The following is a 19,853-nucleotide window of genomic DNA, read 5'->3' as shown; positions in this document are numbered from 1 at the left end:
TCGACACCCAGCGGGTGATTTCGGCCTCCCCTGTGAAGGTCGGCTCCCCGGACGCGTACTTTAAAGCGCAACACGCGTCGGTAGGAGCAGTCTTGGCACGGAAGATCGGCAGCCGGTACACCGCCCACCAGATCCTCGGGCGGGGCAGTGCCGGCACGGTGTGGCTGGGCGACGGTCCCGAGGGGCCCGTCGCGATCAAGCTGCTGCGCGAGGACCTGGCGTCGGACCAGGAACTCGTCTCGCGCTTCGTGCAGGAGCGCACCGCCCTGCTCGGCCTGGAGCATCCGCACGTCGTCTCCGTGCGCGACCTGGTGGTCGACGGCAACGACCTCGCTCTGGTCATGGACCTGATCCGCGGGACGGATCTGCGCACCCGCCTCGACCGGGAGCGGCGCCTGGCGCCCGAGGCCGCGGTGGCCATCGTCGCCGACGTCGCCGACGGCCTGGCCGCCGCGCACGCCGCCGGGGTCGTGCACCGCGACGTCAAGCCCGAGAACGTGCTGCTCGACATGCGGGGCCCACTCGGCCCCGGCGGCTCGCACCCGGCCCTGCTGACGGACTTCGGGGTGGCCAAGCTCATCGACACCCCGCGGCGCACCCGCGCCACGAAGATCATCGGCACGCCGGACTACCTGGCCCCCGAGATCGTCGAGGGCCTGCCGCCGCGCGCGGCGGTGGACATCTACGCGCTGGCCACGGTGCTGTACGAGCTGCTCGCCGGCTTCACACCGTTCGGCGGCGGCCACCCAGGCGCGGTACTGCGCCGCCATGTGACCGAGACGGTCGTCCCCCTCCCCGGCATCCCGGACGAACTGTGGCAGTTGCTCGTGCAGTGCCTCGCCAAGGCGCCGGCCTCCCGGCTGCGCGCCTCCGAGCTGGGCGCCCGGCTGCGGGAGCTGCTGCCGATGCTGGCCGGCATGGGCCCGCTGGACGTGGACGAGCCCGGCACGGAGCAGGAGGAGGACGCGCCCGAGGAGCCCGAGGCGTCCCCCGCGCCCGCCGGGGGGCCGGTACGGCGCCGGGGAGCGGTGCCGCTGGTGCCGGGGCCGAAGCCGGCCGACTCCAACCGGGACACGCACACCTCCATGCGCGTACCGGCCCCCGACGAGCTGGCCGGCGGTGCCCGCGGCACCGCCCGCGCCCCGCGCGCGTCCGGTGCCCCGCGCCCCGGCTCGGCCCGCAACCGCGCCACCGCGCGGCGCCGCCGGCTGGCCGTCGGGGCGGGCGCGGTCGCCCTGGTGGCGGCGATCGGCGTCGGTACGTGGCTGGCCACGAGCGGTGACGACGGCGGCGCGGGACCCCAGGACACGCGGAACTCGGCACCCGCCTCGCCCTGAACCCGGCACCGGCTTCCCCGTGAACCCGGCACCGGCTTCCCCGTGAATCCGGCACCGGCTTCCCCGTCAATACGGCACCGGCTTCCCCGCGCGCACGGCGCCGTCCGGCGTGACGCAGGGCACGCCGCTCCACTGCCGACGCGTACCGACCCGTACCGACCCGGCGAAGGCCGGTGGGCGGAGCCGTTACGCTGGATGCGTGGCAGTCGTCGATGTATCCGAAGAGCTGAAGTCCCTCTCCTCGACCATGGAGTCGATCGAGGCCGTCCTGGACCTCGACAGGCTGAGGGCAGACATCGCCGTGCTCGAGGAGCAGGCGGCCGCGCCCTCCCTGTGGGACGACCCGGAGGCGGCGCAGAAGATCACCAGCAAGCTCTCGCACCTCCAGGCCGAGGTGCGGAAGGCCGAGGCCCTGCGCGGCCGGATCGACGATCTCGCCGTGCTCTTCGAGATGGCCGAGGAGGAGGACGACCCGGACACCCGCGCCGAGGCCGAGTCCGAGCTCACGGCCGTGAAGAAGGCGCTGGACGAGATGGAGGTCCGCACGCTGCTCTCGGGCGAGTACGACGCCCGTGAGGCGCTCGTCAACATCCGCGCCGAGGCCGGTGGCGTGGACGCCGCCGACTTCGCCGAGAAGCTCCAGCGCATGTACCTGCGCTGGGCCGAGCAGCGCGGCTACAAGACCGAGGTCTACGAGACGTCGTACGCGGAGGAGGCCGGCATCAAGTCGACGACCTTCGCCGTGCAGGCGCCGTACGCCTACGGCACGCTCTCCGTCGAGCAGGGCACGCACCGCCTGGTGCGCATCTCGCCGTTCGACAACCAGGGGCGCCGCCAGACCTCCTTCGCGGGCGTCGAGATCCTCCCCGTGGTCGAGCAGACCGACCACATCGAGATCGACGAGTCCGAGCTGCGGGTGGACGTGTACCGCTCGTCCGGGCCCGGCGGCCAGGGCGTCAACACCACCGACTCCGCGGTGCGGCTCACCCACCTCCCCACCGGCATCGTGGTCTCCTGCCAGAACGAGCGCTCGCAGATCCAGAACAAGGCCACCGCCATGAACGTCCTCCAGGCCAAGCTCCTGGAGCGGCGCCGCCAGGAGGAGCAGGCCAAGATGGACGCCCTCAAGGGGGACGGCGGCAACTCCTGGGGCAACCAGATGCGTTCGTACGTGCTGCACCCGTACCAGATGGTCAAGGACCTGCGCACGGAGCACGAAGTGGGCAACCCCGAGTCCGTGTTCAACGGCGAGATCGACGGTTTCCTGGAGGCCGGCATTCGCTGGCGCAAGCAGCAGGAAAAGTAACGCGAAGCCGAAACAGCGTTTTGTCGACAAGGCAACTGCCGCCCTCCCGGCGGCGGTTGCCTTTTGTCTTAGCCGAATCCGCCGGTGATGTCTGGGTTTTACATCACACTCACACCCATTGTGTCCGGCATACATCCCTTACCTGGACATCGCGTACGCAATGGCCTTGACGCCGCTTTGAACATTCGTAAGGGTGAGGCGCGGCATGCGTATTCCTGGGGCGCATGTGAACCGGGGGGCATCAGCGCACAGCTACCTCCGTCGATCACGGCCCCGAGCGCGGCCTCTCTGACGATCAGCTACTGGGGGTAGCACACACATGATGAAGAAGACGCGGATCCGCGTCGCACGCATTGCAGCCGGCGCCGTGGTCGCCGCGGGTGCGTCGCTGATGGTGACGGGCGTCGCGCAGGCCGACACCAGCGACGACCCGATCTGTGAGATCGGCCTGTGCCCGGAGCCGGGTGACGGCGACACCGGCGGCGATGGTGACACCGACCAGCCGGGTACCGGCGGTGGCGACACCGACCAGCCCGGCACTGGCGGCGGTGACACCGACCAGCCGGGTACCGGCGGTGGCGACACCGACCAGCCCGGCACTGGCGGTGGCGACACCGACCAGCCGGGTACCGGCGGTGGCGACACCGACCAGCCCGGCACTGGCGGTGGCGACACCGACCAGCCGGGTACCGGCGGCGGTGACACCGACCAGCCGGGCACTGGCGGTGGCGACACCGACCAGCCGGGTACCGGCGGCGGTGACACCGACCGGCCCGGCACCGACGGTGACGACGACAGCGACACCGGTACCACTCCCGCCGGTGGTGGCAGCAACAACAGCGTCACCCAGAACCAGGGTTCCTCGGCCCTGACCGACACCGGTGAGGCGGCCCAGGTCTCCGACACCACCGCCCAGGGCAGTGGTGAGGAGCTCGCCGAGACCGGCGCCGCGCAGACCACGTTCCTGCTGGTCGGCGCCGCCACGATGATCGCCGGCGGCATCGGCTTCCGCTTCCTGCCGCGTCTGATGAACGGCCGCGGCGGCGCTGCCGCCTGACGGTAGCCGCCCGCGTACGCACCGCTTACGCGTGCGAAGGGGCCCGGAGCACGCCATGCTCCGGGCCCCTTCCGCCGTCTGCGTCTGCGTCTGAGCCCGTGTCCGGGAGCCCCTGCGGGCCCCGTGCGGGTGTCAGACGGTCTGGTGGGCCAGCAGGGCCACCGCCGCGATCAGCACCGCCAGCAGCGCGACCAGCGTCATCGGGTTCAGCCCCGCGAAGAAGTTCCCCTGCTGCAGCCGCTCGCGGTTCGCCCGGCACACCGGGCACCTGCCCTCACTCACGGGCGCCGCGCAGTTCGCGCACACCAACCGGTCGTACGTCATGCGCTCGCCCTCCTTGCCACCGGCTCCGTCAGGACAACGCCCGCACCGGCGCGAACGTTCCCCCTTCCACTGTGCCAGGTTCCGTGGGGCACCGCGCGCCCTCCCCCGGGCAGGACCGGGACACGGGCCCGGCCGCCGGACCGGGCGAGGACAAAACGCGCAACTGATGCGCAACCCCGACCGGTGACTGCGGTCCGCTCCCCGCTTCGCGTATGGTCACGCACATCTACCCCCGGCGACCCGTGGTGCATCCGTGATCCGATTCGACAACGTCTCCAAGGTCTACCCCAAACAGAACCACCCAGCCCTCAGGGATGTCTCCCTGGAGGTCGAGAAGGGCGAGTTCGTCTTCCTCGTGGGGTCCTCCGGCTCCGGAAAGTCCACCTTCCTGCGGCTGGTCCTCCGCGAGGAGCGGTGCAGCCACGGACAGGTGCACGTTCTGGGCAAGGACCTCGCACGCCTGTCCAACTGGAAGGTGCCGCAGATGCGGCGCCAGCTGGGGACGGTGTTCCAGGACTTCCGCCTGCTGCCGAACAAGACGGTCGGCGAGAACGTCGCCTTCGCGCAGGAGGTCATCGGCAAGTCCCGCGGTGAGATCCGCAAGTCCGTGCCGCAGGTGCTCGACCTCGTCGGGCTCGGCGGCAAGGAGGACCGCAGGCCGGGCGAGCTGTCCGGCGGTGAGCAGCAGCGCGTCGCCATCGCGCGTGCCTTCGTCAACCGGCCCAAGCTGCTGATCGCCGACGAGCCCACCGGCAACCTCGACCCGCAGACCTCCGTCGGCATCATGAAGCTGCTCGACCGCATCAACCGGACGGGCACCACCGTGATCATGGCGACCCACGACCAGAACATCGTGGACCAGATGCGCAAGCGCGTCATCGAGCTGGAGAAGGGCCGTCTCGTCCGCGACCAGGCGCGCGGCGTCTACGGCTACCAGCACTGACGAGGAACGGAAAGGCTTAACGAGACGCCATGCGCGCCCAGTTCGTGCTCTCGGAGATCGGTGTCGGTCTTCGCCGCAATCTGACGATGACCTTCGCCGTCATCGTCTCCGTCGCGCTGTCCCTGGCCCTGTTCGGCGGTTCGCTGCTGATGAGCGACCAGGTCAACACCATGAAGGGCTACTGGTACGACAAGGTCAACGTCACGGTCTACCTCTGCAACAAGAGCGACGCGAAGTCCGACCCCGCCTGTGCCAAGGGCGCGGTGACCGAGGACCAGAAGAAGCAGATCCTCGCCGACCTCGAAGAGCTGTCGGTCGTGGACAAGGTGACGTACGAGTCGCAGGACGAGGCGTACAAGCACTACAAGGACGAGTTCGGCGACTCGCCGCTGGCCAGCTCCCTCACGCCGGACCAGATGCAGGAGTCGTACCGGATCAAGCTGAAGGACCCGGAGAAGTACCAGGTCATCGCGACCGCCTTCGACGGGCGGGACGGCGTGCAGTCCGTGGCGGACCAGCGTGCGACCCTGGACAACCTCTTCGAACTCCTCAACGGCATGAACTGGGCGGCGCGCGCGGTGATGGCGCTCATGCTGGTCGTCGCGCTGATGCTGATCGTCAACACGGTGCGCGTCTCGGCGTTCAGCCGGCGGCGTGAGACCGGCATCATGCGGCTGGTCGGCGCGTCGGGCTTCTACATCCAGGCGCCGTTCATCATGGAGGCGGCGGTCGCCGGCCTCATCGGCGGCGTGGTCGCCTGCGGCTTCCTGGTGACCGCGCGGTACTTCATCATCGACCACGGACTCGCCCTGGCCGACAAGCTGGCGCTGATCGACTTCATCGGCTGGGACGCCCTGCTGACGAAGCTGCCGCTCATCCTGGCCACGAGCCTGCTGATGCCCGCGTTGGCCGCGTTCTTCGCGTTGCGCAAGTATCTGAAGGTGTGACACATGCCAAGAGGGCCGCACGGGCGAGTGACCGTGCGGCCCTTACGCGTTGTCCTAGACTCACCGGCATGTCAGGTCGTGACCGGTTCTGTCAGCCCCGTCGCACACGCCACGGGGCCGCCCTGACCTTGGTGTTCGCGAGCGTGCTCGTCGCCGGCGCGGCCACCGGCTCGTTCCCCGGGGCCGACCGGGAGTCCGCGCCGGGCACGGCCCCTCCGGCCGTCCCCGTCGGCCAGCACGGCCGGCACGAGGACGTCGCGCGGGCGGCGGCCGACGCCATGGCCGACGGCAAGTCCCCCGTGGAGGCCGCCGAACGCGCCGTCAGCCGCAGCGGGGACCGTTGGGGAGCCGTCTACTCCCCGGGCGAGTACGAGGAGTTGGAGGACGCCCTCGACGGCCGGTACACCGGCGTCGGGCTCTCCGCGCGCCGCGAGCGCGACGGACGCATCGAGGTGACCCGGGTGCGCTCCGGCTCGCCCGCCGCCGACGCCGGGATCCGCGAGGGCGACCGGCTGCGCAGCGTCGACGGGGAGCGGGTCGACGGGCGCCCCGTCACCGAGGTCGTCTCCATACTGCGCGGCGACGCCGAGGACGAGCCCGCCGGCAGCACCGTCCGGCTCGGCCTGGAACGCGGCACGCGCGCGTGGACCGAGACCGTCCGCCGGGCGCGGCTGTCCACGGACTCCGTGACCGTGCGCACGCTCGCCGACGGCGTCACCGTCGTCAAGGTCGTCTCGTTCACCAAGGGCGCCGGCGAACAGGTGCGCGGCGCCGTGCGGCGGCTGCCGTCCGGTACCGGCGTCGTCCTCGACCTGCGCGGCAACTCCGGCGGCCTGGTCGCCGAGGCCGTCACCGCCGCCTCCGCCTTCTTGGACGGCGGCCTGGTCGCCACGTACGACGTGGACGGCGACCAGCGGGCCCTGCACGCCGAACCCGGCGGCGACACCACCAGACCCCTGGTCGCGCTCGTCGACGGCGGCACGATGAGCGCGGCCGAACTCCTCACCGGAGCCCTCCAGGACCGCGGACGGGCGGTCGTCCTGGGCTCCCGCACCTTCGGCAAGGGCTCGGTGCAGATGCCGAGCCGGCTGCCCGGCGGCTCGGTGGCCGAGCTGACCGTCGGGCACTACCGCACCCCCTCGGGCCGCGGCGTCGACGGCACCGGCATCACGCCCGACCTGGAGATCGACCCGGCGGACCCGGCCGCCCTGGACCGGGCGCGGACCGTGCTGAGCGGCGTGGGGCGGTAGGACCGGGTGGCAGGATCACCCTCCGTTAATCGGCTTCCCGCGGACCCCCTCCGTAGTGCCAAAATGGGCTGCACTATGGCTAAGGAAAAAGGGCGCAAGCTGATCGCGCAGAACAAGAAGGCGCGGCACGACTACCAGATCCTCGACACGTACGAGGCCGGCCTGGTCCTGTCCGGCACCGAGGTGAAGTCGCTGCGCCAGGGGCGGGCATCGCTGGCCGACGGCTTCGTGCAGCTGGACGGGCACGAGGCGTGGCTGCACAACGTGCACGTGCCGGAGTACAGCCAGGGCACCTGGACCAACCACAGCGCCCGCCGCAAGCGGAAGCTCCTGCTGCACCGCGTGGAGATCGACAAGCTCGAGTCGAAGTCACAGGAGACCGGTCACACGATCGTGCCCCTGGCGCTGTACTTCAAGGACGGCCGGGCCAAGGTCGAGATCGCGCTGGCGCGCGGCAAGAAGGAGTACGACAAGCGCCAGACGCTCAGGGAGAAGCAGGACCGGCGTGAGGCGGAGCGGACGATCTCGGCGATCCGGCGCAAGCAGCGGGCCTGACCCCCCGGGGCCCCACGTCCGGGCCCTGACCTCCGGGCCCGCCTCCGGACCTGCCCCCGGGGAATAGGCTGGCACCGGCGTGCGTTGGTCACGTACGATGGTGAACGCACCCCAGGCGGGTGCGACGATTGAAAAATCAACATGGGGATGATCGGTTTCGACAGCGGATGTCGAAGCAGGGGAAGCGTGTCGAGGAAGCGGCCATGATCTCGTAAACCACAGGCCGAAAAAAATAATCGCCAACACCAAGCGCGATTCCTCCCAGCAGGCCTTCGCCCTCGCTGCCTGATCTCAGGTAGCAGAGCGAGCCTCCTACTAAAGGGAGTGTCAGCCCGGGGCTGTTCCCGACCCGGATCCTGGCATCAGCTAGGGGACTAAACCTTGATCCCGGTCACGGGGTGAAGAGGGAAACCAAACAGTGACTGAGCCCGTCGGAGACTTGTCCGCGTGATCTCCGGGGCTGAGAAAATCGAAGCGGACTGCACACGGAGAAGCCCTGGTTCCGCACCGTTGGACGCGGGTTCGATTCCCGCCATCTCCACAGTTCCCATGTGGGCGAAGGCCCCGCCGCGCTGAGCGGCGGGGCCTTCGTCATGTCCGCGGCCGTCCCGCCGAGCCCCGGGCCGGGGCCAGGGCCAGGGCGAGCAGCAGGGCCACCGCGGCCGCCGTGACCGGTACGCCGTAGGCGGCCGTGGGGGAGGCGTGCTCCACCGTCCAGCCGCCCGCCGCACTGCCGCAGGCGATGCCGCCGAGCAGACCGGTCACCGCGAGGGTCATGCCCTCGTTCAGGCGGCCCTCCGGTGTGCGGTGCTGGACCAGCGTCATGGTGGTGACCATCGTCGGGGCCGTCGCCATCCCGGCGGCGAGCAGCGTCAGCGCCAGCAGCGGCAGGGAGCCGGTGAGGGACGCCGCGAGCAGCGGCAGCGTCAGCAGTGCCGTCATCGCCGCGACACACCACGGCAGGCGGTGCTCGGCCGGCCCGGCCGGCTTCATCGCGCCGTACAGCAGACCCGCCGCGCAGGAGCCGGCCGCCTGCAGCGCGAGGACCACACCGACCGCCGCACGATGTCCCTGTGCGTCCGCGAACGCGATCGTGACGACCTCCATGGCCCCGAACACCCCGCCCATCGCCAGGCACACGACCAGCAGCGGCGGGACGCCCGGGACGCGGAAGGGCGCCTTCGCCGTCGGGCGCGGCCGGGCCGGCGGCTCGGTCGAACGCTGGGCGGTGAAGAGCAGCATGCCGCTCACCAGCAGCACCACCCCGACGAGCGTGCCCGCTTCCGGGAACAACGCCGTGCACAGGAAGGCCGCGAGAACCGGGCCGAGCATGAAGCACAGCTCGTCCGCGGCCTGTTCGAAGGAGTTCGCCGTGTGCAGGGCGTCGGCGTCGCTCCCGTCACCGTCACCGTCACCGTCGCCCCTGCCGCCCTCGCCGTCCTTCAGCAGGTAGGCCCAGCGGGCGCGGGCCATGCCGCCGGTGTTGGGCGTCGTCGCGGTGGCGGCGTACGCGGCGAACAGCGTCCAGGCGGGCGCGTCGTACCGCACGCACAGCAGCAGGGCGAGCGAGCCCAGCGCGGCGACCAGGGTGGCGGGCACGGCCACCCGGGCCTGGCCGTGCCGGTCCACGAGCCGGGCGGTCCACGGGGCGACCAGCGCCGTGGCCGCCAGCCCCGTCGCGGTGACGGCACCTGCGAGGGCGTACGAACCACGGGTGTCCGCGATCATCACGACCGCGCTCACGCTGAACATGCCCATGGGCAGCCGCGCCATGAGGTTCCCGACCGTGAACGCCCGGGCGCCGGGTATGGCGAGGAGCCGCCGGTACGGGCCGGGCGGCCGACGCCGGGTGCGCGGGCGGAAGTCGGCGGTGACGAGGGTGTCGGCGGTGACGGCGAGGAAGGTGGACTGCGGGGACGGGCGTTCGTAGGCCGGTTGCGGCATGCCCTCACCGTCGCCCGGGGGCGATCGAGGGGTCCAACACCTTCTCCGTACTCATTCACGCACCCCCGTTGTAAATTCGCCGGATGCCCACACCCGCCCACCTCGACCCCCGCCTCCTGCGCGCCTTCGTCACCGTCGCCGACGAGCTGCACTTCACCCGCGCCGCCGCCCGCCTGTACGTCGCCCAGCAGGCGCTCAGCAGGGACGTGCGGCGCCTGGAACGGGAGCTGGGCGCCGAGCTGTTCGTCCGGACCACCCGGCAGGTGACCCTGACGGCCGACGGCGAGCGGCTGCTGCCGTACGCCCGCCGCGCCCTCCAGGCGCAGGACGACCTCCTGGCCGCCTTCGGGCAGGCCCGCCCGCTGCTGGTCGATCTCAACTCCCCGGGACTCGTCACCGGCCGCCTGGTCCTGGAACGGGCCCGCGAGCTGGCGCCCGAGCAGGAGCTGATGGCGCGTTACGAGAGCGGGCTGACGGGCGCCGCCGCCGAACTGCTCGCGGGCCGCGTCGACGCGTCGTTCGGCCGGTTCGCCGGCCTCGCCCCGGCGCTGCGGGCGGGCCTCGGTCACCAGCCGGTCCGCTACGAGCCCATGGCGGTGCTGCTGCCCGCAGACCACCGGCTGGCCCGGCTGACGGAGGTGCCGCTCGCCGCGCTGGAGGGCGAGACCGTGTACGCCGGGGCCGGCAATCCGCGGACGCCGGAGTGGACGGACCTGGCGCACCGCCTGTTCGAGGGGCGCGGCATCGAGGTGGCGGCACCCGCTCCGCTGGCCGTCGGGGAGGAGGAGTTCCAGCGGATCATGGACAAGGCGCGCACCCCGATCCTCGCCGTGGTGGGCTTTCCGGCCATCGGGTCGACCGTGGTGCGCCCGCTCGTCGACCCCGTACCGCTGTCGCCGGTCTCGCTGGTCTGGCGAAAGGGGCTGGTGCACCCCGCGTTCGACGTGCTGCGCCGGGCGGCGTCCCAGGTTGCGGCCGAAAACGGCTGGCTTCGCAGACCGGGGGGAGGATGGATTCCGGCAGCCGACGCCGCCTTGATGTCCGTTCACAACTGACACGCGGCAACCACGTATCCTCCGCGTGCGCTACATTCTTCGCCTGAGCACGGTGTGGTACAGGGGGCGCCCGGACCTGGTGGGGGTCGGTTCGGCCGACAGGTGCTCGGAGTCGTACGCGCACCCGGAAGTGTCCCGTGGGGGGAGTGCGTGCGCGTGAAGAAATGGCAAAAAAACGCCCAACCGGAGGGGTCCGAGGCCGTGTCCGGAATGCGTGATCTCCCAGAGGCGAAACAGGATGCTGACGTCACCGAGGTGTTTCCGGCGACCAGGGACTTCCCGGTGACCGGGCAGCCCCCGACGACCGGAGCGTCGTCCTCCCGGTCCGCCCGGCCCCCTCGGCCCACGCCGTCCGGCGACTCTGGTGACTCCGCGGGGTCCGCCGGGTCCGCCGGGTCCGCAGGGTCCGCCGGGTCCGCGGGGTCCGTCGGTTCCGATGCAGGGTGGTTCGGGAGCTCGGGCGCCGCCGGACCGGACAGCGCGCGTGACGCCGCAGCCCAGCCGTCGCCGGACGCCACCGAGACCCGGCTTCTCGACCCCTTGACGAACGCCGGCGCCGCCGGGACGGGGATTCCCGGTCCCCGAATAGTCCGGCAGCGAATAGACGGCAACCCGGTGGGCGGAACCCCGGTGGGCGGAACCCCGGTGGGCGGAGAACGCCCGGGCCGGGACCGAGGCCGCGAACCGGTGATCCCGGGACGGATAACCTGGGGCGGGACGAACCCGGCCGGTAAGAATCCGCCGGGTACGAATCCGGCCGGGACCGCCGCGACCGGAACCGGCCAGAACGGAACCGGCCCGGACGCCGACAAGACGGACATCCTCCCCTCGGCCACTCCGACCACTCCGACCACTCCGGCGACTCCGGTGACTCCGGCCACTCCGGCGACTCCGGCGACTCCGGCCACTCAGTCCTTCCAGGCCGCCCCGGCCGCCCCGACCCGTGCCTTCCCCACGACCGAGCCCGGCCCCGCCACCTCCGTCCTCCGCGACCCCTGGCAGGACACCCCGGACGCCGTCCTCGACGCCGGCGCCGGCGCGGGCGGCCTCACCCACGACCCGCATGAGGTGACGGTCCAGCTCGACGCCGTCCAGCTCACCGACGGCGTGATCCGCAGGGTCGACGTAGCGGACCGCGAGGGCGGCCCGGAGAGCTCCGACGGGCCGGTCTTCGTCGACGCGTCGGGACGCCGCAGCCGCCTGTACCGCCGTCTCGGCATCGCCGTCGGCGTCGCCTGCGCGATCTACGCCGTCGTCATCGTCTCCACGCTGCTGTCCGGCAACTCCAACGCGCCGTGGCTGCCCGTGGAGGGCCAGCAGAAGGACAAGCCGGCCGGCCAGGTCGACACCACCCCGCTGCCCTCGCAGTCGGCGCAGCCCTCCGGCACGGGCAGCGCCGCCCCGCGGACCGACGCTTCTGCCGGTGCCGGCACGACGCCGGCACCGGGTGCCGACGGCCCCGCGCCCGGCGCGTCCGGCACCGCGCTGGAGCCCGGCACCAGCGCCGGCCCCGAGCCCTCGGCGACCGAGGGCGACACGACGCCGGGCGGCGGCACGACCGCCCCGGACCCCGACCCGGACCCGACGCAGTCGACGCAGGTGCCGCCCCCCGGCACCGCGGACCCGTCGACGCCGACGGACGGCGGCGAGACCCCGGTCGACCCGACCCAGCCCCCGGACCCCACCACGGGCACCGGCCCCGGCGACGACGGTACGACCGTCAACGGCGCGAGTGGTCCCCTCTCCGCCGCCGGACCCGCCGACCGGCGCGTCGTCACCGTCGCCGGTCCGGACCACACCCCCACGTCCGCTTCCCTGTCCCCGGAGAACACCCTCTGATGGCATCCCGCACCCGCCGTCAAGGGGCCGCGCGCAGCGCCCGTGAGGGCTCCCGGCGCCGCCGCCTGCCCCTGCGCCTGCTGCTTCCGCTGCTCGTCCTGGTCGCCCTGGCGGCGATGCTCATGCTGCGCGGATACGTGCACAGCGAGATCCTCGCCGACCACCGCGTCCAGCCGCCCGCCGCCACCGACCAGGTGCCGGAGAAGATCCTCGAGGGCGGCCCGGTCATCGACGCCCGCGGCGGCCGCACCGAGAGCCTGAGCGTGCCCGACCACCGCCTGGTCCTCACGTTCGACGACGGCCCGGACCCGACCTGGACGCCGAGGGTGCTGGACGTGCTGAAGAAGCACGACGCGCACGGGGTCTTCTTCGTCACCGGCACCATGGCCTCCCGCTACCCCGACCTCGTCAAGCGCATGGTCGACGAGGGCCACGAGGTCGGCCTGCACACGTTCAACCACCCCGACCTCTCCTTCCAGTCCAAGAAGCGCATCGACTGGGAGCTGTCGCAGAACCAGCTGGCGATCACCGGCGCGGCCGGGATCCGCACCTCGCTCTTCCGCCCGCCGTACTCCTCCTTCGCCGACGCCATGGACAACAAGTCCTGGCCCGTCACCGAGTACATCGGCAGCCGCGGCTACATCACCGTCGTCAACAACACCGACAGCGAGGACTGGCAGCGGCCCGGCGTCGACGAGATCATCCGCCGTGCCACGCCCAAGGACGGCAAGGGCGCCATCGTCCTGATGCACGACTCGGGCGGTGACCGCAGCCAGACCGTCGCGGCGCTGGACAGGTTCCTGCCCGACCTGCAGAAGAAGGGCTACGAGTTCGACAACCTCACCGAGGCCCTGGACGCGCCCAGCGCGATGACCCCGGTGACCGGTGCCGAACTCTGGAAGGGCAAGGCCTGGATCTTCCTCGTCCAGGCCTCGGAGAAGATCACCGACGGCCTGGTGGTGGGTCTGGCGGTCATCGGCACGCTGGTCATCGGCCGTTTCGTGCTGATGCTGCTCCTCTCCGGCTTCCACGCCCGCCGGGTCCGCCGCAAGGGCTTCAGCTGGGGCCCGCCGGTGACCGAACCGGTGACGGTGCTGGTCCCGGCGTACAACGAGGCCAAGTGCATCGAGAACACCGTCCTCTCCCTGATGTCCAGCGACCACCCGGTCGAGGTCATCGTCATCGACGACGGTTCCACCGACGGCACCGCCCGGATCGTCGAGGCCATGGGCCTGCCGGGCGTCCGGGTGATCCGCCAGCTCAACGCGGGCAAGCCGGCCGCGCTCAACCGGGGCCTCGCCAACGCCAGTCACGACATCGTCGTGATGATGGACGGCGACACCGTCTTCGAACCCTCCACCGTCCGCGAACTCGTCCAGCCCTTCGGCGACCCGAAGGTCGGCGCCGTGGCCGGCAACGCGAAGGTCGGCAACAAGGACAGCCTGATCGGCGCCTGGCAGCACATCGAGTACGTGATGGGCTTCAACCTGGACCGCCGGATGTACGACATCCTCGGCTGCATGCCGACCATCCCCGGTGCCGTGGGCGCCTTCCGGCGCTCGGCCCTGGCCCCGATCGGCGGCATGAGCGACGACACCCTCGCCGAGGACACCGACGTCACCATGGCGCTGCACCGTGCCGGCTGGCGCGTGGTCTACGCCGAGAACGCCCGCGCCTGGACCGAGGCGCCGGAGACCGTCCAGCAGCTGTGGTCCCAGCGCTACCGCTGGTCCTACGGCACCATGCAGGCCATCTGGAAGCACCGCCGCGCGGTGATCGACAAGGGCCCCTCGGGCCGCTTCGGCCGCGTCGGCCTGCCCTTCGTCTCCCTGTTCATGATCGTGGCCCCGCTGCTGGCCCCGTTGATCGACGTCTTCCTGCTCTACGGCCTCGTCTTCGGCCCCACCCAGAAGACGATCATGGCGTGGCTGGGCGTCCTCGCCATCCAGGCGGTCTGCGCGGCCTTCGCCTTCCGCCTCGACCGCGAACGCATGACCCACCTGATCTCGCTGCCGCTGCAGCAGATCCTCTACCGCCAGCTCATGTACGTGGTGCTGCTCCAGTCCTGGATCACCGCGCTCACCGGCGGCCGCCTGCGCTGGCAGAAGCTCCGGCGCACCGGCGTGGTCGGGGCGCCCGCCGGCTCCGTGCCGCAGCAGCGTTCGCAGAGCAGCGATGATCGGAGGCCCGTGGCATGACCCACGGATACACGACCGGTACGGGTACGAACCCGGAGCCGGCCGGCCCGTACGGCTCCCCGTACGCGGGGAACCCGAACGGCGCCGCGGGGATGCCGTACACCGTCCCGCAGCAGCGCACGACGGAACCCGCGCCCGGGACCGGAGCCGCGCCCGGGACCGGAGCCGAGCCCGGGACCGGAGCCGAGCCCTGGGCCGACTCCGCGGCCGGGGCCGCCGCCCCGGCCGCCAAGAAGCCCGGCCGCGACCGCTACCTCGACCTGCTGCGCTCCATCGCCCTGGTCCGAGTCGTGGTGTACCACATCTTCGGCTGGGCCTGGCTGACGGTGCTGTTCCCGTCGATGGGCGTGATGTTCGCGCTGGCGGGCTCCCTGATGGCGCGTTCGCTCAAGCGCCCGGCGATGGGCGTGATCCGCGGGCGCGTGCGCCGTCTCCTGCCGCCGATGTGGGCGTTCGCCGCGGTCGTGCTGACGATGATGTTCGTGAACGGCTGGAACCCCACGGAGGACCCGGAGGGCGGCGCCTGGGGCCTGATCGAGCTGTTCAACTACATCGTCCCGATCGGCGCCCCGCCCTACCCCTGGCACGTCGGCTCCCCGTCCGGCCTGCTGGAGGACACCTGGGCGGTGCAGGCCGCGGGGCCGCTCTGGTACCTGCGCGCCTACCTGTGGTTCGTCATCGCCTCCCCGCTGCTGCTCTGGCTGTTCCGCAAGGCCCCCTGGCCGACGCTGCTCGCACCGCTCGCCCTGACGGCTGTCGTCGGCACGGACCTGGTGAAGATCCCCGGCGAGACGGGCCTCGCGATCACCGACTTCGCGGTCTACGGCGGCTGCTGGGTCCTGGGCTTCGCCCACCACGAGGGCCTGCTGAAGCAGATCCCGCGGTACATCTCCGTCTCCTGCGCGTCCCTGGTGATGGCCTTCGGCCTGTGGTGGGCCTCGAACCACCTGGGCCCCGACGGCTGGGACCTCAACGACATCCCGCTGGCCCAGGCCACCTGGTCGTTCGGGTTCGTCGTGATCCTGCTCCAGTACTCCCCGTCGTGGCAGGAACTCCCCGGCCGGCTGGCGAAGTGGGACAAGCTGATCACCCTCTCCAACAACCGCGCGGTCACCATCTACCTGTGGCACAACCTGCTGATCATGGCGACGGTCCCGATCATCGACCTGGCCTACCGGCTCCCGTTCATGCAGAACGAGCGCGCGATGAACGCCCTCACCGACGCGTACACGATCTGGATGCTGGCCCTCGTCTGGCCGCTCATCGGCCTGATGGTCCTCGCGGTGGGCTGGGTCGAGGACCTGGCGGCGAAGCGCAGGCCACGCCTGTGGCCGAACGGCACGAAGCGCTCCACCGGGAGGCGGGGCACAGCCGGCGCGGCACACCGCGGCTGACAAGCGGGAGGGGGAACACCCCGCGGGCACGGTCCGTGAGCCCTGAGTGCGCGAGTGAGTACGCGCACTCATGCGGCTCGCGCGGCACCGGCCGGAGACTGCGTCCATGACACGGACCTCCGCCTCCCTCAGCACGCTTGCCCGCCCCCGGCGCGCCCTCACGGCAACCGCCCTCGCTGTACTGGTGCTCGCCGGCTGCGGGAGCGAGAGGCCGAGTGAGGGCGAGGCGCGGACCAAGCCGGGCGCCGGCGCCGCCACCGAGAAGTACGCCGCGACGTCGAGCCCCGGGCCGGCCGGGTTCATGGCGATGCTCGGCAAGGTCGCGCAGCCTTGTTCCTCGACCGGCCGGACCGAAACCGGGGCCGAGGCCGGGCCGGGCCCGGCCGACAAGAGGCCGACGGGCTCGGCGGGGGAGAGGGAGGAGAGCCTCGCTCCCGGCGGGACACCTCCGGCCGGCCCGATCGAGCCCGGTGCTCCCGCAGGCCCCGAGGCGGAGCTGGACGACCGCGACTGGTGCGCGAGCGTCCAGCACGAACAGCGCATCGTCCAGGCGCTGCAGGCCGTGCCGGAGCCCACCCCCGCCAAGGTCAGGAAGACCCTGAACGACCTCGGCTACATCGACGAACGCATCCACGGCCTCGCGCAGGACGGCAAGGTCACCCGCTTCCGCCTCGACCTGCGCGAGAACGGCGGCCGACTCTGCGAGGAGGGCTTGGCGGCGGGTGCGGAAACGGAGCTCTCCCCCTGTGTCGCCCCCGCCACCGGACCCTTCACCGTGGAGAGTCCAGGGAAGCAGGACGGCGCCCCGCGGTGAGTACGGCTGTCCGGCGCCCGGCGGATACGCCGCGTCCGGCGGCCACGGGCAGCCCGTCCCCGTCCCCACCCCCGACAGGACCCCACCGGCAGCCCCGGCCCCAGTCCCAGCCCCCGCAGCGCCGACGGCGACGACCTCTCACCCCGCCCCGGGGCCGGGTGAGAGCAACGTTCCCTTCCGGTCATCCACAGCCCCACCGGCCCGAAACGCGTCCTCCCTACCGTCGGTGCAACCGAGCCGTGGAGCACCGTGGAGGCGTCATGACTGTCCCTGGCGGCCGCTGGATCCAGCACTGGGATCCGGAGGACGAGACCTTCTGGAAGGAGACGGGGGAGCGGGTCGCCCGGCGGAACCTGTTCTTCTCCGTCCTCTCCGAGCACATCGGGTTCTCGGTCTGGACGCTGTGGTCCGTGCTGGTGCTCTTCATGGGGCCGGAGTACGGGCTGACGCCGGCCGACAAGTTCCTGCTGACGTCCGTGGTGACGCTCGTCGGGGCCGTCGTGCGGGTGCCGTACACCTTCGCCGTCGCGGTCTTCGGCGGGCGGAACTGGACGATCGTCTCCGCCGGGCTGCTGCTCGTGCCGACCACGGCGGCCTTCCTGGTCATGGAACCGGGGACGTCCTTCTCGACCTTCCTCCTCGTCGGGCTGCTGGCCGGCATCGGCGGCGGCAACTTCGCCTCCTCCATGACCAACATCAACGCCTTCTTCCCACTCCGGAAGAAGGGCTGGGCGCTCGGCCTCAACGCCGGGGGCGGGAACATCGGCGTGCCGGTCATCCAGCTGGCCGCGCTCGCGATCATCGGGGCGGGCGGCGGGCCGCGGGTGCTGCTCGGCGTCTACATCCCGCTGATCCTTCTCGCCGCCGTCCTCGCCGCCCGCTTCATGGACAACCTCGCCTCCGTGAAGAACGACACCGGGGCCGCCAAGGACGCCGCCCGGGACGCCCACACCTGGATCATGGCCGTGCTCTACATCGGCACGTTCGGGTCGTTCATCGGGTACAGCTTCGCCTTCGGTCAGGTGCTGCAGACCCAGTTCGGGCGGAGCCCGCTGCAGGCGGCGTACCTGACCTTCATCGGACCACTGCTCGGCTCCCTCATCCGGCCGCTGGGCGGCAGGCTCGCCGACCGGTACGGCGGCGCGCGGATCACGCTGTGGAACTTCGTCGCGATGGCCGCCGCCACCGCCGTACTCGTCGCGGCCAGCATGGCGAAGTCCCTCGGGCTGTTCGTCGCCGTGTTCGTGGTGCTGTTCGTGCTCAGCGGGCTCGGCAACGGCTCGACGTTCAAGATGATCCCCGGCATCTTCCAGCGCAAGGCGCTCGCCGAGGGGCTGACGGGGGAGGAGGCCGTGGCGTACGGGCGGCGGCTCTCCGGTGCCTCCATGGGGCTGATCGGCGCGGTCGGCGCGCTCGGCGGCGTCGCCATCAACCTCGCCTTCCGGCAGTCCTTCCTCTCCGTCGGCTCGGGCACCGGCGCCTTCGTCGCCTTCCTCGCCTTCTACGCCGTCTGCTTCGCCGTCACATGGGCGGTATACCTTCGCCGTCCGGCCGCGGGGACGCCGGACGGCCCGGCGGGCCCGGCGCGGACGAAGGCGCGTCCCAATTACGCCGAGGTATGACGTAACACTGGTGACATGAAGCGGAACCGAGCCTGTCACGCACCGTTGACAGGCTCGGTCGCCGTGCAGGAAGTACGACGACCGGGACGATCGGGGCGACAGTGATGGACGACGAACAGCGGCGACCCGACCACGGACCCCTCGCCGGATTCACCGTGGGCGTGACCGCCGCCCGCCGGGCCGACGAGCTGGGCGCGCTGCTCCAGCGGCGCGGTGCCGCCGTCCTGCACGCGCCGGCGCTCAGGATCGTGCCGCTCGCCGACGACAGCGAGCTGCTGGCCGCGACCAAGCAGCTGATCGACCAGGCGCCGGACGTCGTCGTGGCCACCACCGCCATCGGTTTCCGGGGGTGGGTCGAGGCCGCCGACGGGTGGGGACTCGGCGACGCCCTGCTGGCGCGGCTGCGCGCGGTGGAGCTCCTCGCGCGCGGACCCAAGGTCAAGGGCGCGGTCCGGGCCGCCGGGCTGACGGAGGAGTGGTCGCCGGCCTCCGAGTCGATGGCCGAGGTGCTGGACCGGCTGCTGGAGCAGGGCGTCGACGGCCGCCGGATCGCCGTACAGCTGCACGGTGAGCCGCTGCCCGGGTTCGTGGAGGCGCTGCGGGCGGGCGGCGCGGAGGTGGTGGGCGTGCCCGTCTACCGGTGGCTGCCGCCGGAGGACCTCGGGCCCGTGGACCGGCTGCTGGACGCGGCCGTCTCGCGCGGCGTGGACGCCGTGACGTTCACCAGCGCGCCCGCCGCCGCGTCCCTGCTCTCCCGCGCCGAGGAGCGCGGCATGCTGCCCGAGCTGCTCGCCGCCCTCGGGCACGACGTGCTGGCGGCCGTCGTCGGCCCGGTCACCGCGGTGCCGCTCCAGGCGCACGGCGTCGACACGGTCCAGCCCGAGCGCTTCCGGCTCGGCCCCCTCGTCCAGCTGCTGTGCCGGGAACTCCCGGCCCGCGCCCGCGCCCTGCCGGTCGCCGGGCACCGGCTGGAGATCCGCGGGCACGCGGTCCTCGTCGACGGGGAGCTCAGGGCGGTGCCGCCCGCCGGGATGTCCCTGCTGCGGGCCCTGTCCCGGCGGCCGGGCTGGGTCGTCCCCCGCGCGGAGCTGCTGCGCGCCCTGCCGGGCACCGGCCGCGACGAACACGCCGTCGAGACGGCGATGGCCCGCCTGCGTACGTCCCTCGGCGCGCCGAAGCTGATCCAGACGGTGGTGAAACGCGGCTACCGCCTGGCCCTGGACCCGGCCACGGACGCCAAGTACACGGACGGCTGACCCGCGGCGCCG

16 protein-coding genes and 1 other RNA gene are annotated in these 19,853 nt (G+C 72.0%); 15 read left to right on the top strand and 2 right to left on the bottom strand.

All coding sequences use genetic code 11. From position 1 onward, the window contains the following. Positions 1–92: 92 nt before the first annotated feature. The 3 genes from ACZ7G3_RS07620 to ACZ7G3_RS07610 all read left to right on the top strand — a co-directional run bounded on the left by ACZ7G3_RS07620 (position 93) and on the right by ACZ7G3_RS07610 (position 3,700). Positions 93–1,337, top strand: coding sequence for a serine/threonine-protein kinase (locus ACZ7G3_RS07620; protein WP_426601968.1), 1,245 nt, complete (start codon positions 93–95; stop codon positions 1,335–1,337). Between the two features lie 199 nt (positions 1,338–1,536). Continuing rightward, complete coding sequence (prfB, locus tag ACZ7G3_RS07615) at positions 1,537–2,643, top strand: peptide chain release factor 2 (protein WP_426601969.1); 1,107 nt, start codon at positions 1,537–1,539, stop codon at positions 2,641–2,643. Between the two features lie 319 nt (positions 2,644–2,962). Further along, positions 2,963–3,700, top strand: a complete 738-nt coding sequence (locus ACZ7G3_RS07610; RefSeq protein ID WP_470923916.1) for an LPXTG cell wall anchor domain-containing protein — start codon at positions 2,963–2,965, stop codon at positions 3,698–3,700. 132 nt (positions 3,701–3,832) lie between these two features. On the opposite strand, the gene ACZ7G3_RS07605 is transcribed toward ACZ7G3_RS07610, so the two are convergent. Then, positions 3,833–4,024, bottom strand: a complete 192-nt coding sequence (locus tag ACZ7G3_RS07605) for a hypothetical protein (RefSeq protein ID WP_426602332.1) — start codon at positions 4,022–4,024, stop codon at positions 3,833–3,835. 253 nt (positions 4,025–4,277) lie between these two features. Between ACZ7G3_RS07605 and ftsE the strand changes: the two genes are divergently transcribed. The 5 genes from ftsE to ssrA all read left to right on the top strand — a co-directional run bounded on the left by ftsE (position 4,278) and on the right by ssrA (position 8,263). Further along, a complete protein-coding gene (gene ftsE / locus ACZ7G3_RS07600) occupies positions 4,278–4,967 on the top strand; it encodes a cell division ATP-binding protein FtsE (protein WP_053131878.1) in 690 nt (229 codons plus the stop codon). 29 nt (positions 4,968–4,996) lie between these two features. Then, positions 4,997–5,914: a permease-like cell division protein FtsX gene (gene ftsX / locus ACZ7G3_RS07595; RefSeq protein WP_398135468.1), complete on the top strand. Its 918-nt coding sequence runs from the start codon at positions 4,997–4,999 to the stop codon at positions 5,912–5,914. A gap of 68 nt (positions 5,915–5,982) precedes the next feature. After that, positions 5,983–7,164, top strand: coding sequence for a S41 family peptidase (locus ACZ7G3_RS07590; protein ID WP_470923913.1), 1,182 nt, complete (start codon positions 5,983–5,985; stop codon positions 7,162–7,164). 75 nt (positions 7,165–7,239) lie between these two features. Then, positions 7,240–7,719, top strand: coding sequence for an SsrA-binding protein SmpB (smpB, locus tag ACZ7G3_RS07585; RefSeq protein WP_052841735.1), 480 nt, complete (start codon positions 7,240–7,242; stop codon positions 7,717–7,719). 143 nt (positions 7,720–7,862) lie between these two features. After that, positions 7,863–8,263, top strand: a transfer-messenger RNA (tmRNA) gene (gene ssrA, locus ACZ7G3_RS07580). Between the two features lie 47 nt (positions 8,264–8,310). Here the strand turns inward: ssrA and ACZ7G3_RS07575 are convergent. Further along, positions 8,311–9,663, bottom strand: coding sequence for an MFS transporter (locus ACZ7G3_RS07575; protein WP_470923911.1), 1,353 nt, complete (start codon positions 9,661–9,663; stop codon positions 8,311–8,313). Between the two features lie 83 nt (positions 9,664–9,746). On the opposite strand from ACZ7G3_RS07575, the gene ACZ7G3_RS07570 reads away from it, so the two are divergent. The 7 genes from ACZ7G3_RS07570 (at position 9,747) to ACZ7G3_RS07540 (ending at position 19,841) form a co-directional block, all read left to right on the top strand. Then, positions 9,747–10,718 carry a LysR family transcriptional regulator gene (locus ACZ7G3_RS07570; RefSeq protein WP_470923910.1) on the top strand — a complete coding sequence of 324 codons (972 nt, stop codon included), beginning with the start codon at positions 9,747–9,749 and terminating at the stop codon, positions 10,716–10,718. An 867-nt stretch (positions 10,719–11,585) separates the two neighbouring features. Further along, positions 11,586–12,557 (top strand): hypothetical protein, encoded by a 972-nt coding sequence (locus ACZ7G3_RS07565; RefSeq protein WP_470923908.1) that lies wholly within the window; start codon positions 11,586–11,588, stop codon positions 12,555–12,557. Further along, positions 12,557–14,755, top strand: coding sequence for a polysaccharide deacetylase family protein (locus tag ACZ7G3_RS07560; RefSeq protein ID WP_470923906.1), 2,199 nt, complete (start codon positions 12,557–12,559; stop codon positions 14,753–14,755). Before ACZ7G3_RS07565 ends, ACZ7G3_RS07560 begins: the two co-directional genes overlap by 1 nt. Further along, positions 14,752–16,149, top strand: coding sequence for an acyltransferase family protein (locus ACZ7G3_RS07555; RefSeq protein ID WP_470923904.1), 1,398 nt, complete (start codon positions 14,752–14,754; stop codon positions 16,147–16,149). The genes ACZ7G3_RS07560 and ACZ7G3_RS07555 overlap by 4 nt, the downstream gene beginning before the upstream one ends. Positions 16,150–16,255: 106 nt before the next feature. After that, positions 16,256–16,963 (top strand): hypothetical protein, encoded by a 708-nt coding sequence (locus tag ACZ7G3_RS07550; protein ID WP_470923903.1) that lies wholly within the window; start codon positions 16,256–16,258, stop codon positions 16,961–16,963. A gap of 260 nt (positions 16,964–17,223) precedes the next feature. Continuing rightward, positions 17,224–18,585 (top strand): nitrate/nitrite transporter, encoded by a 1,362-nt coding sequence (locus tag ACZ7G3_RS07545; RefSeq protein ID WP_470923902.1) that lies wholly within the window; start codon positions 17,224–17,226, stop codon positions 18,583–18,585. Positions 18,586–18,689: 104 nt separating this feature from the next. After that, a complete protein-coding gene (locus tag ACZ7G3_RS07540) occupies positions 18,690–19,841 on the top strand; it encodes a uroporphyrinogen-III synthase (RefSeq protein WP_470923900.1) in 1,152 nt (383 codons plus the stop codon). Positions 19,842–19,853 lie beyond the last annotated feature (12 nt).

This window comes from Streptomyces sp. NPDC037271, assembly GCF_055603605.1.
Note: the sequence above shows the minus strand (reverse complement) of the source record. Positions and strands in the feature narration are given on the sequence as shown.

Excerpts from the sequence above, each read along its gene's own strand:
- ACZ7G3_RS07610 (WP_470923916.1), top strand. The coding sequence starts at position 2,963 with ATGATGAAGAAGACGCGGATCCGCGTCGCACGCATTGCAGCCGGCGCC.
- ACZ7G3_RS07605 (WP_426602332.1), bottom strand. The coding sequence starts at position 4,024 with ATGACGTACGACCGGTTGGTGTGCGCGAACTGCGCGGCGCCCGTGAGT.
- ftsX (WP_398135468.1), top strand. The coding sequence starts at position 4,997 with ATGCGCGCCCAGTTCGTGCTCTCGGAGATCGGTGTCGGTCTTCGCCGC.
- ACZ7G3_RS07590 (WP_470923913.1), top strand. The coding sequence starts at position 5,983 with ATGTCAGGTCGTGACCGGTTCTGTCAGCCCCGTCGCACACGCCACGGG.
- smpB (WP_052841735.1), top strand. The coding sequence starts at position 7,240 with ATGGCTAAGGAAAAAGGGCGCAAGCTGATCGCGCAGAACAAGAAGGCG.
- ACZ7G3_RS07575 (WP_470923911.1), bottom strand. The coding sequence starts at position 9,663 with ATGCCGCAACCGGCCTACGAACGCCCGTCCCCGCAGTCCACCTTCCTC.
- ACZ7G3_RS07570 (WP_470923910.1), top strand. The coding sequence starts at position 9,747 with ATGCCCACACCCGCCCACCTCGACCCCCGCCTCCTGCGCGCCTTCGTC.
- ACZ7G3_RS07560 (WP_470923906.1), top strand. The coding sequence starts at position 12,557 with ATGGCATCCCGCACCCGCCGTCAAGGGGCCGCGCGCAGCGCCCGTGAG.
- ACZ7G3_RS07555 (WP_470923904.1), top strand. The coding sequence starts at position 14,752 with ATGACCCACGGATACACGACCGGTACGGGTACGAACCCGGAGCCGGCC.
- ACZ7G3_RS07550 (WP_470923903.1), top strand. The coding sequence starts at position 16,256 with ATGACACGGACCTCCGCCTCCCTCAGCACGCTTGCCCGCCCCCGGCGC.
- ACZ7G3_RS07545 (WP_470923902.1), top strand. The coding sequence starts at position 17,224 with ATGACTGTCCCTGGCGGCCGCTGGATCCAGCACTGGGATCCGGAGGAC.
- ACZ7G3_RS07540 (WP_470923900.1), top strand. The coding sequence starts at position 18,690 with ATGGACGACGAACAGCGGCGACCCGACCACGGACCCCTCGCCGGATTC.